Genomic DNA, 12,577 nt, shown 5'->3' with positions numbered 1-12,577 from the left:
CTTCCTCCGAATCGGATAATGTTCCTATTATGTTCTCAATCGGCGCGCGAGTCGAATCATCCCGAGGAACCGCGCGCTACTGGCAGTTACCGTCGCGTTTTTCTTCCTTGCCGGTCGACAGGAACCAGCGCGATTTCGCGGCGTCGGCTTCCTCGTCATAATAGCAGACGTCGGTCGCGCCGGTGCGCGGGTCGACCAGCACCGCCCATTGGTGGGCGCCGCAATTATGCGCCTCGCACGCCCACGACATGACCTTGTCGCCGCGCATCTCGATCGGGCCCGAGGGACCTTCGAGCGTCGTGATTGCTTTCAGCGCGGCCTTGTCCCTGACGCTCGCGGCGATGCCCGCCTTGACGAGCGCATGGTCGTTCCAGGCGACGCCGTCGACCTTGTCGAACGGATATTTGCCCACATAAGAGGCGAGCTTCGACCCGGCCGTCGGTGGCAGCGGCGAGGGCGCTTCGGCCGGCTTTGCCGCGGCGGCGGGTGCGGGGGGTGTTCCCTCCGCGGCCGGAGCTGTCGTCGTGGCGGCGCCGGCGGGGGTCTCCTTGGCCTTTTCGCCGCAGGCGCCCAGCATCAGCGCCACGGCGGGCAGGCATATCGTCAAACGGCGGATGGTCATGGCTTTCCCCCCTGAAACACGAATTTCCGAGAGCGGACACGGCGGTGCGCTAATCGCAGCCTAGCATCGTTGCGCCCGCCATGTCATCGTCGGCTCGGACGCTATCGGGCCGAGGCGATGACGGAAAAGGTGGCATTGCTGTCGGGCGAGCAGATGTGAGGAGAGATTTGGGTGTCTGACGAAGATCCCTCGGCGCTGATCGATGCCAAGATCGCGTCGCTCGGCGACTGGCGCAGTGCGACGCTGGCGAAGCTCCGCGCGCTGATCCGCGAGGTCGATCCCGACGTCGTCGAAACGGTCAAGTGGCGCAAGCCGACCAATCCCGGCGGGGTGCCGACATGGGAGCATGCGGGGGTGCTGTGCACCGGCGAAACCTACAAGGACAAGGTCAAGCTGACCTTCGCCAAGGGGGCGGCGATCGACGATCCGGCGCGCCTGTTCAATTCGAGCCTCGACGGCAATGTCCGCCGCGCGATCGATCTGTTCGAAGGCGACGGGGTCGATGCCGCGGCGTTCAGGGCGCTTGTTCGCGGAGCGGTTGAAGCGAATCTTGCGAAGCCTGCACGCACCAAGGCGTAAGTAGGGATCAGCGCGAAGCATCGCCCTGCGCCACCGCGGGGAGATCGGCATCGAACGCCCCTTCGGCCGGCTATTGCGCCGGTCGGCAATCCTTGAGCCAGAGGACATGCTTATACTCGTCGAAATCTTCGACTGTACCCGTCAGCTTGATCGCCTTGTCGGGCTTGAGCTGGAGCGAATAGGCGGCCTGACCCGGTGCCATATAGCAGACGATGTCGGTCTTGAACGGCGCCTGGTTGGGCAGGCGGATCGCCTGATCCCAGGGGTCTGGAACTTTGTAGCCGATGCGAAAGGCATTGCCGTCCTTGGTGACATAGGCGACGGTGCCGTCGACGGTGAATTGCTTGCCCTTGTACCGCGTCAGCACGCCCGCGGCGTTGCGCTCGGTGTCCTTCGACACCTGCTGCGACAGGCCGAGCGCGCTGATCTTGACCGGGGCGGCGGCGACGGTCGTCGCGGTCGCGCCCTTCTTCGCGGCGGCTGCACCCGCCTTGCCGCCCTTGATCGCGTTCAGCATGCCGCACATTTCGGCCATCGCAAGCTCGGTCTTCGTCGACTGGCCGGCGCGCAGCTTGGCCTCCATCACGACCATGCCGACACCGCCGGTCTGCGTGGCGGTGATCTGGATTGGAAAGGCGCGCGCGCCGCCGGTCATCGGCTGTTCGATAAGCATCGACCCGAACTCGGCCTCATCGGCCATGATGTCATAGCCCTTGCCCGCAGCGATCCCGCGCATCTGGCCGATCGCGACCGCGGGCGGCAGGTCGGCGACGGTTACCGCGGCCGTGAATCGGAGCCCGGTGATTGCATTGCCCTTTTTCACAAAGGCTTCCTCGCAGGTCGCGGCCTTCGCGGGCGTGGCGGTGAACAGCAGGGCAACGGGGGCGAACGCAGCGGCAAAGCGTAGGGCGGTCATGGGGTCTCCTGACGATTATGTTGTAGGGCATATTGTGCCCCAGCCGATGCGCGATGGCAATGAGTAAGCCCCTCATATAATGACGGATTAGGTGATTTTAGGACTTGTCCTCTTTGTCTTGATCTCAACTTTGGTTGAGCTTTCATAAGCGTCGGCAGATGATTCGTTTCGAGGAGCCTTTGCCGATGTTGCACCACAGCCAGCCGCCGCTTTCGGCCGACGATCGCCCCGAAGACCGTGCGGGACGGCCATCCTTCCTGTCGCGCTATCTGGCACGCATCGGGCTCGCCAGCCGGCCTGCGCCGACGCTGGAGGGGCTCGCACTGCTGCAGGCGGCGCACCAGGCCGCGATTCCGTTCGAATCCTTCGACGCGCTCACCGGCGCGGGGGTCGATATTGCCCCGGAAGCGATCGAGGCAAAGCTGGTCGACCGTGGGCGCGGCGGCTATTGCTTCGAGCAGAATGCGCTGTTCCTTCGCGTCCTCTCCGAACTGGGTTTCGACGCCGAGGGGCTGATCGGGCGCGTGCGCTGGATGCTGCCCGACGACGCTCCGGCGACGCCGCGCACCCACATGACCATCCGCGTCCGGCTCGGCGGACGGCCCTGGCTGGTCGACGTCGGTTTCGGCGCGACGGTACCGCCGCAGCCGCTCGCAATGGACCAGCCCGGCGCGGCGCAGCCGACACGGCACGAAACCTATCGCCTCACGCCGCGCGGAGGCGGCCACCGCGTCGAGGCCGCAGTCGCGGGCGAGTGGCGCGTGCTGTACGACCTCGAAGATGCGCCGGCGCCCGCGATCGATTACGAGGTCGGCAACTGGTACACATCGCAGCATCCCGCCTCGCACTTCCGCCACCAGCTTATCGCGGCTCGGACGACGGACGAGGCCCGGTACGGCCTGCGCGACAACCGGCTGACGATCCGCCGTGCGGACGGTGGCATCGATCAACGCTACCTGTCGGCCGATGCGATCGAGGCGGCGCTGCGCGAGATCTTTCTGCTGACCCCCGAACCCGGCTGGCGCCGGGTTATCGAGCGCGCGGCGACGGCGGAGGTCGTAGCCTAGCTGCAGCCCGTTCCTTCCTTGCGCGCCGCCCAGCCGATCGCGCCGTTCACCATCTGCAGGTGCGTCGGGTCGCGCCATGCCTCGGCGCGGTGGCCGAGCGCCGAGTAGAAGATTCGCGCGCGGCCCTCGCAGCGCCACCAGATCAGCGCATGACCATCACCCATCCGCAGCTTCTGCTCGAGCCGCAGCGTGCCCTCGTCGAGCCATGCCACGACATGCGCGTCGGCGGCGGGCGGGGCGTCCCAGCTGTAATATTCGTCGGTCCAGCGCCAGCGTTCGGGCAGGTGCCAGGTCGCGGGATGGCCGCGCCCCTTGACGCTCAGCCACGCCGTCTGGAACTGGTCGGCGCCGCTTGGGTGGCCGATGAAATTGCCGTTGCCGCGCATCCGGACGAACCAGTCGGGGTGGCTGCCGTCGCCTGCGCTGTGGAGGCCGACGAAACCGCCGCCGCGCGCGATGAACGCCCGAAAGGCGGCGCGCTGCTCGGGGGTATAGATGTCGCCGCTGGCGTTGGCGAAGACGATAACGTCGAACTTCGCAAGGCTCTCGGGATTGAACACCGCGGCGTTCTCGGTCGCGAAGCTGCTCCAGCCGCGCGCCTTCACCAGTTTTTCGATCGCGGGCACCGCCTGGGCGATGCTGTCGTGGCGATAGCCGTTGGTCTTGCTGACGATCAGCACCGCGGGGTGTTTCAGTTCGGGCAGGGTCGGCGCGACGGTGTCGAAGGTCGGCGCCGGGCGGCGATCCGGCCTGCAGCGTCAGCAGCAGCATGGCGGCAAGTTTGGCGGTGGGCATCCCGGTCTCCTCTCCGTTGCGGTCGCCTTGCTAGTGATACCGGTGGCCGGGTGCAACGCCTTCGCTCTGCGCGAATAGCTGCCCCCTTGGCCGTCCCGACGCTAAAAAGCCGTGCCGAAGGAAATCGAGAAGCGCTTCGAGCGCTCGCCGTCCTGCCGCACGACCGGCTCGGCGAAATTGATCCGGAATTTGCCGCCCGGCGTGTTGAGCGCCACGCCGATGCCGACCGCAACGCGCGGCTTCGCCGAATTGCCGATCAGCACCTCGCCGGGCGCGAGGTCGGACTTGCGCGCGCCGAACACCGATCCCGCGTCGACGAACAGGCTGGGGGTGATTCCGAAGCGGTTCGTCCCCGCGCCCGGCCGGACCGACACCTCGAAACGCGCGACATAATAGGCGCGGCCGCCGATCGCGGTGGTTTCGCCCGGCGCCGCGGCGGTCGGCACGACCTTGGGCCCGAGGCCGCGCAGATCGAATCCGCGCATCGCGTTGCCGCCGATGTAGAAGCGGTCGAACAGCGGCACCTCGCGCCCGCCCAGCGAGGTCAGGAACCCGCCCTCGACCCCGAGCGAGAGGACGAGGTCGCTGCCCAAACCCGCGTAGGCGGTGCCGCCAATGCGCCATTTGGCATAGCGCGATGTGCCGCCCGGACCGGCGAAATCCTGTACGATGCGGACCTGGAAACCGCGCGTCGGGTCGACCGCGCTGTTGCGCCGGTCGAGGCTGAGCGCGAGGCTGAGGATCGAGCTGCGCGAGCGGCCGAGCGCGTTGCAGAAAGCGCCGCCGAGCAGCGCCGGATCGCAGACGGTATCCTGGTCCTTGATGCGGAAATTCTCTTTCGCGAATCGATAGTTGGCGGTCGCGCGAAAGCCGCCCTTGATCGCCTTGCCGATCAATATATTGGCGCCGCGCGCATCCTGCCGGAATTCGGAGGATTGCTTGTCGCTGCCGAAACCGATCGCCGACGAGCGCGACCAGAACAGGGTCGGCGCGAAGGCGAAGCGGCTGCCCATGAAATTGGCATCGGAATAACCGACCTCGGCCTGTGTCTGGATGTCCGAATAGCGGAACAGCGCGGTGATGTCGCGGCCGGGGCCGCTGATATTGGTGCGCGACAGCTTGATCGATCCGACCGGCCCCTCGATCGACGAATAGCCGCCCGACAGCGCCAGCCCGCCACGCGGTAGCGGTTCGGGGCTCAGCAGGTCGACTTCCTTGGCCTGTGCCTCGCCTTCTACCGTGCTGCCCTCGGGGCCGATTTCGGGCGGCGGCGCGTCGGCGGCAGGGGCGCTTTGACCGAGTTCGGACGCCTCGGGCCGCGGCGCTGCGGCGGCGAGCGTCACGCCCCCCTCGCCATGCCCCGCCGGCAGATCGAGAAGCGGCGCATGCATCGGGGAGACGCCGCCCGCGCTGTCGGGGGTCAGCGAGCTTGGGCCATGGCCGCCGTCGGGCCCGCAGGCTGTTTCAGGGCAGGCTTCGCCGCCGGGCCGCTCCAGGTCGGGTGGCGCGGCGAGCGCCTGTCGCTGTGCCCCCTGATCTCCGAGCCAGGACACGGCGGATATATCGGCGTCAAAAGCCGGAAATCCCGCGTCCATGGCGTGCGCTTCCTGTTCGGCTGCAAAGGGGGCATCGGCCGGTGGCACCGCGCCCGGAGGCACGCTGTCCGCCGCCGCCGGAGCGGCAAGGACGATGTCGGCGGGAAGAGGGAGAGCAGCGGGGAGAAAAGCCGTGGCAGGGAGTTCGGGGGAAGTGGCGGCCGGGGCCGGAGGCAGCGGCAGATCGCGTGCTACCAAGGCCGGGGCGGCGTGACGCGAGGCGTCGACCAAGGATTCGGGCGCCGGTGCTATCGCGGCCGGGGCATCCGCCGACGGGCTGGCCGGGGCCGAAGTACGCCAGCGATGCGGCGGCTGCAGGTCGCCGACCGGTTCGAAAAGGAAGGCGCCGACGCGCGTCGGTGTCGCCGATAGCGCAATCGCGTCCAGCCCACCGATATCGGGCGGATCGACAGAAGGCCGATCGATCGCCGGCGACGGACGCGGAAGGTCGGGCGTGAACCGCGGCGGCGGGTCCAGCGGTGCGGAATCGCCGATCCCGATCGCGGCCGCGACTCCCAGTGCAGTCCCCTGCACGGCGTAGCCGACGCCCCGGAACAGTATTCCGTAACCGCACAACTGTTTTTCCCCCCTCTCGCGGCCGGCTAGTCACCGGCCGCTGCCGCCGCCCCGGTCATGATTCCCGGAACGATCGGTTGAAGCTGTCGATCATCGGCTGGAAGAGATATTGCAGCAGCGAACTGGACCCGAGATCGATGAAGACTTCGGCAGGCATCCCCGACATGAGCCGCACGTCGGGATAGCGTTTAAGCTGCTCGGGAGAGATTTCGACGATCACCTTGTAATATAGCTGGTGCGCGTCCTGGTCGTAGATCGCATCGGGGCTCACCTCGCGCACCGTGCCGATCAGGTTCGGGATAACCCGCGCCTTATAGGGGGTCAGCCGGACCTCGGCCTTCAGCCCCGAATGAACCATGTCGATGTCGGTCGGGCGCAGCCGCGCCGAGACGACGATTTTTTCCGACGATGGAACGATGTCGAGGATCGGTTGCCCCGATCCCAGCACGCCGCCTGGCGTGATCAGCCGCAGGTTCGCCACCCGTCCGTCGATCGGGGCGAGGATCTGCTTGCGGCTGCGGACGTCGGTGCTGACCTTGAGCTGCTCTCGCGCCTCGGCGATCTTGAGCTGAACCTCGCGCTGCTGCTGCGCCGCGTCGAGTACCATCTGCCCGCGCAGCGACGTCATCTGCGCCTGCGTTTCGCCGATAGCATCGCGCAGCCGGTCCATATTGTTGGTCAGTTTGCCGCGTTCGCCGGCAACCGCCGATTTCTGGCGTTGCAGCGCGAGCAGGCGCGATTTGCGCTCCAGCCCTTCGTCGACGAGCATGTTCACGCCCATTTCCTCTTCTTCGAGCAATTTGGCCTGGTCGCCAAGCGCCACGATCTGCGCGCCCGAACTGCGAATGTCGGCGTTCGCCTGGCTGATCCGCTGCGACAGGATGGCCGACTGCTCGGCCAGCCCGCGGCGGCGCGAAATGAATTCGGCGTTCGACGCCGCAATGATTTCCTTGACCTCGGGATCGCTTGCGGCCGCGAGCAGTTCGGCCGGGTAACTGATCCGGTCGAGCCGCAGCCGTTCGGCGGTAAGCCGCGCGTCCTGCGCGAGGAGGCCGTAGTAGCCCGAACGCAGCGCGGCGTCGGACGCGTCGTTCTGCGTCGCGTCGAGCAGCACCAGCGGCTGGCCGGCGCGGACCTGCTGCCCCTCGACGACCAGGAATTTGCTGACGATGCCGCCTTCCAGATGCTGCACGGTGCGGCGCCCGCCGCCCGCCGCTTCGAGGAAGCCCGAGGCGATGGCGGCGCTGTTGAGCGGTGCCGCCCAGCTCCAGATGCCGAAGGCGGCGACGAACAGCCCGATCGCGATCATCGCAAGGCGCATCGACCGCCCGACCTTCGGCGCGCTGAAATCCGCCGCCGGTGCAGGGAGGGCGAGCGGTCCGGCCTCGCTGCCGGCCTCGAGACGTACCGGAATGTTCACGCCCCCATCCCCTTTTCGTTTGCCATCGCCGGCGGCGCCTTCGGACCGCCCGGTGCGCCGCCCGGCTGGATCACCCGCCGCTTCCCGGCCATTTCCTCGACGACGGTGCGCGCGTCGCCGAATTTCGCGGCCTGCCCGTCGATCATCAGCAGGATCTTGTCGGCAAGCTCGAGCAGGTTCGATCGGTGCGAGACGATGATCGTCGTCACGTTCATCGCCTTCAGTTTCTTGATCGTGCCGAGCAGCGCCGCGTCGCCGCGCGCGTCGAGGCTGGCGTTGGGTTCGTCGAGCACGACGAGCGGCGGCATGCCGAACAGCGCGCGGGCCAGGCCGACGCGCTGGCGCTGGCCGCCCGAAAGCTGGTAGCCGCCGTCGGTCAGCACGCAGTCATAGCCGCCATCGAGTTGCAGGATCATGTCGTGGCAATCGGCGAGCTTCGCTGCCGCGATCACGTCGGCGTCACTCGCGCCGGGACGGAAGCGGCCGATGTTCTGGCGGATGCTTCCAGGCAGCAGCTCGACGTCCTGCGGGAGGTAGCCGACGTTCGGACCGAAGTCGCTGCGCATCCAGTCGAACGTGTCGGCCCCGTCGAGGCGGACATGCCCCGCGCTCGGCTTGAGGACCCCGACGAGCAGCCGCGACAGCGTCGTCTTGCCCGACGCCGACGGACCGACGATCGCCAGCGCGGTGCCCGCATCGATCGCGAAGCTGACATTCTTGAGGATCGCGCCCTTCATCCCCGGCGCGGCATAGCTCAGCCGTTCGACCGCCATCGCCCCGGTCGGCTTGGGAAGCGACATTTGCGAGGGGCGCGGGCGCGGCAGGTCGCAAAAGCGCGACAGGCGGCGCAGGCTTTCGCGCGCGAGCACGAACTGCTTCCAATAGCTCATCGCGGCTTCGATCGGCGCGAGCAGGCGTGCGATGAGGATCGAGCCGGCGATCATCGCGCCGCCGGTGATCTGCTGGTCGAGGACGAGCAGCGCGCCGGTGGCGAGCAGCGCGATCTGCACGAAATTGCGGATGAACTTCATCCAGGCGAGGATCTTGCTCGACTGGAATTGGGTGCGATCGACCGAATTGGTCTCTTCATGATAGCGGTGCGCCCAGTGGGCGACGGTGTCGTCGGCCATCCCCATGGCGTCGATCGCTTCGCTGTTGCGGACGAGCGATTCGGCATATTGCATGTTGCGCGCGCCAAGCGCCTGCGCCTCGCTGATCGCGTTTCGGGTCATGCGCTCGTTGTACCAGGTCAGCCCGAACAGCGTGATCGCGCCCACCGCCGAGATCAGGCCGAAAAGCGGGTGCAGCAAAAAGACGATGAACAGGTAGAGCGGCACCCACAGCATATCGACGACGCTGAAGACCGTCGGGGTCGAGATGAAATTCTTGACCTGCGCCAGTTCGCGGAGCGCCTCGAGCCGCGTGTTCGGCGCGATCAGCCGCTGTTCGAGCGAGCGGACGAGGAGCGATGGGCCGAGCCGCTGCGCGAGCCAGGTTCCGACCCTGTTCGCGACCTGCTGGCGGATGCCGTCGAGCATCGAACCGAGCCCGATCACCATCGTCACCGCGAGGACGAGGAAGAACAGGGTATCCTTGCTCTGGCTCGACAGCACGCGATCGAAAATCTGCATCATGAACAACGACATGGCGAGCGCCGCCAGGTTGGTGATCATCGAGAAGAAGATGAGCTTGCCGGCGATCGCGCGCTGCGGAAGCAGGCTGTCGGTCAACAGGTTGCCGGAGCGTTCGCGGCCGAACGCGGCGGTCAGGGCATTGAAGGCCATGTCAGAAGTCCCGGAGCGCCGGGCCGTCGCCCGCGTGAAGAGGCAGGACGAGCCCCGAGATCAGACCCGCAAGCTCCATCTGGCGATGCACGCCCAGCTTGGCGCGGACGCGCTTCAAGTAGGTGCGCGCGGTCTCTTCCGACAGCCCGCACCCTTCGGCGGCGTTGCCGAGGCTGCTCGATTTCAGGAACTGGCCGAGGAAACGCTGTTCGGACGGCAGCAGCCCCAGCGCCTCGAGCAGCGACGTCGGTGCGTCGACCTTGCCCGGGCCCATCAGGATCAGCATCGCGCAGCGCGCGGTGACGTCGCCCGACCGCGATTTCGCCGAAACGACATAGGCGAGGCGCCAGTCGCCGTTGCTGCAATCGAGCCGGAACACATCCTCGACCGGCTGCGACGCGGTCGCGGCGCGGCGGATGCTTTCGCGCAATTCCTTCGCCTGCTGCGGGTTCGCGGCGACGATCGCGCCGTCGGCGGCCCGGATCAGCCATTTGCGCTGGCCGAGAAGCGCGGTCGCGGCGCTGTTGATGAACAGCGGGCGTCCGTCGGCCGAGAGCAGCGCCATCGCCAGCGAGACGCGGTCGAACATCCCTTCGAGCATCGCCGACCGCTGCGACTGGCGTGCGAGCTGCGCAGCATGCGTCGCCGAATCGGCGAGCAATGGCGCGACCATCTGCAGCGAGGCGATGTCGCGGTCGCTGAAGCGGGCCGATCCGCCCTGCCGGAAAAACAGCGCGTGGATACAGGCGCCGCCGCGCTTCATCTGGAGCGCGACGCCGCAGTCGTAGAGCCCCGTCGCCGGGTCGCCGTGCGCACCGAGTTCGGCGCCGAAGCCGGTTCCCGCGATCTGGAAATGGTGGACGGGCTGCTCGCCGATGCGCGACCAGAGGTCGTCCATCATAGCGAGGAGCCGCTGCGTCGCATCGGCGTCGTCGCGGACATGGTCGAAGCCGAGCAGATAGGCGTGCCGCTGTGCGCCGCTGCCCGAAAGCGTGACCGTCAGGATCGCCGAGCCGATGTCGAACTGGCCGAGGAAGTCGTGCCAGACCTTGCGCGTGTTCGCCATCGCGTCGACGCCATGCCGGAGCCCCGAGATCGTCTCTCCATGGTCGGGTTCGAACGGGAGATCGCAGGAATGGAAAGCGTCGCCGCCTGCATCGGCATAGAGAGTCGAAAGTTCGGCATCCGAAGACATTATGGCCCCCCATGAGACATTGGACCCGGAGCGGGGGTTGAAAATCCCGCAACAGGACATGCACGCGCGACCATATTGTCCGGCACGCCGGCCCCGTACGGATGGGACCGCGCGCCTTGCCGGTATGCCTTGGGCATCTTACTCAGCGGCTGTCGGTGGACGGACACCCGCCGACAGCGCTCCTGCCGTGACGGCTGCAGGAAGCGGGGTTTGTCTATTTCGATTCGGCGGATCGAGTCTATTACCCACTCGGACATATCCGTATGGGTAGTTTCCCGCCCTTCCGCCGCGGCCTATCCTCACGCCATCGAGATAGCCGGGGTCGCCGCTCGCATCGACGATGTCTCAGGAGGGGGCAAATGCAGGGACCATCGACCAAAAGCGCGCGCCTGCTATGCGCGTCCGGCGCACTCGCGATTGCGGCGATTCCCGCGCTTTTGCTGGCCCAGGCCCCGGCACCGGGACGCGCACCATCGAGCACGATGGCCTCGCTCGCCAAGACTGTCATCGAAACCAATCCCGACATCGAAGCGCAGCGTCAGCAGGTGCGAATCACCAAGGCGCGACTCGCCACCGCAGAAGCGGGCTACTTTCCGACGGTCGAGGCGAACGGAACCGTCCAGCGGCGCGAGATCGACGTCAAGAATGGCGGCCGCGGCGATTCGAAATATACGTCGGCCAACGGCGCGATCGAGGCGCGCCTGCGCTTCTACGACGGCAATCGCACCTATAATTCGGTGCAGATCGCGACCGCCGAGATGGCGGCGGCCGAAGCCGGGCTCGATGCGACCATATCGGACACGCTGCTCGACCTGCTCACCTCCGCCGCCGACGTCCATCTCCAGCGCAAGGTGCTCGAATATTCGCAGCAGCAAAGCGACGCGATCGGCGAGCAGCTGCGCGCGACGTCGCGCAAGCTGGAATTCGGAGAGGCGACGCGTACCGATGAAGAGCTGGCGAAGGCCCGGCTCGCAACGGCGCAGGCCGGCGTCCTCGCCGCGACCGAGGAGCTCAACGTGAACGGCTATGAGTTCCGGACCGTGAGCGGGCAGTCGGCGACGACGCTTCCGGCGCTTCCGGCGCTCGCGCCCGTGCCCGACTCGCTTGCCTCGGCCCAGAAGATCGCGCTCGAGAACGCGCCGCGACTGCGCGCCGCCCGACTTAATGCGGAGGCCGGAAAGGCCGGCGTCCAGTTCGCGGCGGGAGCGCTGTTTCCGCAGGTCGACGCGGTCGGCGGCTATGAGTACTTGGCCGGCGGGGTCGCGAACCTGTTCACCGGCAAGCTGCCCGACGATCGCTCCTCGCTCTATGGCGGACTCGAGGTTCGGGTGCCGATCTTCGTGCCGCGCGACCATGCCGAAATCGGCCGCGCACGCGCTGTCCGCGACCAGCGCCTGTCGCAGACCGACATCGCGACCCGTGCGGCCGCGGAGGAAGTGGCGAGCTATTGGACGCGGTGGCAGTCGGCGAAGAGCACGATCGTCACCGCAACCGCCGCGGTCGCCGCGATCGAACAAGCGGCCGAGGGCCTAAAGAAGGAGGCGCTCGGCGGCAACCGGACGCTCACCGACGTGCTCGATGCGCAGAACGAGTTGCTGACCGCGCGGGTGACGCTCGAACGCGCCAACCGGAACGAATTCGTCGCGCGCGCAGGGTTGCTGGCGGCGATCGGCCGGCTCGACGGCGATGCGATCCTCGAGGGGCGGTGCTGCACGGCTGGCGCGGCGGGCACCGTGTCGCGGCCGGGCGCATCGGGGCTGGGGCGTCCGGCTGCGGGCGAAAGCATCGCCAGCGGGGACGCGTCCGCCAAGGCCTCCGCCACTCCTGTGCGGCCTGGACAGTCGACGCTTGGCAGTGCGCCCGTCGCGTCGGCGCCCGCTGTTCCATCTTCTGGCGGCGAGGCGGCGACGCCGGCCGCGTCGCTTGGCGGCAGGCCGTCGGCATCCGCACTCGGACGCCGCGTCAAATAGTACCGGATCGCGTCGAAACAGCGCGGCGGGCCGCCCTTCGGGACGGCGCGGAGCGTGC

The 12,577-nt window shown here is 67.5% G+C and carries 10 protein-coding genes; 3 read left to right on the top strand and 7 right to left on the bottom strand.

The annotated features are described in order from the left end of the window. Positions 1-76: 76 nt before the first annotated feature. On the bottom strand, positions 77-622 hold the full coding sequence (locus ATE64_RS15365; protein WP_058455154.1) for a hypothetical protein: 546 nt from the start codon (positions 620-622) through the stop codon (positions 77-79). Between the two features lie 171 nt (positions 623-793). On the opposite strand from ATE64_RS15365, the gene ATE64_RS15360 reads away from it, so the two are divergent. Continuing rightward, positions 794-1,201: a DUF1801 domain-containing protein gene (locus ATE64_RS15360; protein ID WP_058455153.1), complete on the top strand. Its 408-nt coding sequence runs from the start codon at positions 794-796 to the stop codon at positions 1,199-1,201. A gap of 70 nt (positions 1,202-1,271) precedes the next feature. On the opposite strand, the gene ATE64_RS15355 is transcribed toward ATE64_RS15360, so the two are convergent. Further along, the gene (locus ATE64_RS15355) at positions 1,272-2,117 is read right to left on the bottom strand and encodes a hypothetical protein (protein ID WP_058455152.1); all 846 of its coding nucleotides are present in this window, start codon (positions 2,115-2,117) and stop codon (positions 1,272-1,274) included. A 158-nt stretch (positions 2,118-2,275) separates the two neighbouring features. Between ATE64_RS15355 and ATE64_RS15350 the strand changes: the two genes are divergently transcribed. Continuing rightward, positions 2,276-3,184, top strand: a complete 909-nt coding sequence (locus ATE64_RS15350) for an arylamine N-acetyltransferase (RefSeq protein ID WP_231729113.1) — start codon at positions 2,276-2,278, stop codon at positions 3,182-3,184. Here the strand turns inward: ATE64_RS15350 and ATE64_RS15345 are convergent. The 5 genes from ATE64_RS15345 to ATE64_RS15320 all read right to left on the bottom strand — a co-directional run bounded on the left by ATE64_RS15345 (position 3,181) and on the right by ATE64_RS15320 (position 10,549). After that, entirely contained in the window at positions 3,181-3,864 is a 684-nt protein-coding gene (locus ATE64_RS15345) for a ThuA domain-containing protein (RefSeq protein WP_058801291.1), read from the bottom strand. The genes ATE64_RS15350 and ATE64_RS15345 overlap by 4 nt on opposite strands. A gap of 216 nt (positions 3,865-4,080) precedes the next feature. Continuing rightward, on the bottom strand, positions 4,081-6,108 hold the full coding sequence (locus ATE64_RS15335) for a BamA/TamA family outer membrane protein (RefSeq protein ID WP_058800382.1): 2,028 nt from the start codon (positions 6,106-6,108) through the stop codon (positions 4,081-4,083). Positions 6,109-6,205: 97 nt separating this feature from the next. After that, complete coding sequence (locus ATE64_RS15330) at positions 6,206-7,570, bottom strand: HlyD family type I secretion periplasmic adaptor subunit (protein ID WP_058457071.1); 1,365 nt, start codon at positions 7,568-7,570, stop codon at positions 6,206-6,208. Continuing rightward, positions 7,567-9,354: a type I secretion system permease/ATPase gene (locus ATE64_RS15325; protein WP_058457070.1), complete on the bottom strand. Its 1,788-nt coding sequence runs from the start codon at positions 9,352-9,354 to the stop codon at positions 7,567-7,569. Before ATE64_RS15325 ends, ATE64_RS15330 begins: the two co-directional genes overlap by 4 nt. A gap of 1 nt (position 9,355) precedes the next feature. Next, entirely contained in the window at positions 9,356-10,549 is a 1,194-nt protein-coding gene (locus tag ATE64_RS15320) for a hypothetical protein (protein WP_058457069.1), read from the bottom strand. Positions 10,550-10,908: 359 nt separating this feature from the next. On the opposite strand from ATE64_RS15320, the gene ATE64_RS15315 reads away from it, so the two are divergent. Then, positions 10,909-12,519 (top strand): TolC family protein, encoded by a 1,611-nt coding sequence (locus tag ATE64_RS15315; protein WP_058457068.1) that lies wholly within the window; start codon positions 10,909-10,911, stop codon positions 12,517-12,519. Positions 12,520-12,577: the final 58 nt, after the last annotated feature.

Origin of the sequence: Sphingopyxis sp. H073, from assembly GCF_001468395.1 — a bacterium.
Lineage (GTDB): Bacteria > Pseudomonadota > Alphaproteobacteria > Sphingomonadales > Sphingomonadaceae > Sphingopyxis.
This window is presented reverse-complemented; position numbering and strand designations above follow the sequence as displayed.

What these genes read in the sequence shown, in the direction of transcription:
- ATE64_RS15365 (WP_058455154.1), bottom strand. Translation starts at nt 622, where the DNA reads ATGACCATCCGCCGTTTGACGATATGCCTGCCCGCCGTGGCGCTGATG.
- ATE64_RS15355 (WP_058455152.1), bottom strand. Translation starts at nt 2,117, where the DNA reads ATGACCGCCCTACGCTTTGCCGCTGCGTTCGCCCCCGTTGCCCTGCTG.
- ATE64_RS15350 (WP_231729113.1), top strand. Translation starts at nt 2,276, where the DNA reads ATGATTCGTTTCGAGGAGCCTTTGCCGATGTTGCACCACAGCCAGCCG.
- ATE64_RS15325 (WP_058457070.1), bottom strand. Translation starts at nt 9,354, where the DNA reads ATGGCCTTCAATGCCCTGACCGCCGCGTTCGGCCGCGAACGCTCCGGC.
- ATE64_RS15320 (WP_058457069.1), bottom strand. Translation starts at nt 10,549, where the DNA reads ATGTCTTCGGATGCCGAACTTTCGACTCTCTATGCCGATGCAGGCGGC.
- ATE64_RS15315 (WP_058457068.1), top strand. Translation starts at nt 10,909, where the DNA reads ATGCAGGGACCATCGACCAAAAGCGCGCGCCTGCTATGCGCGTCCGGC.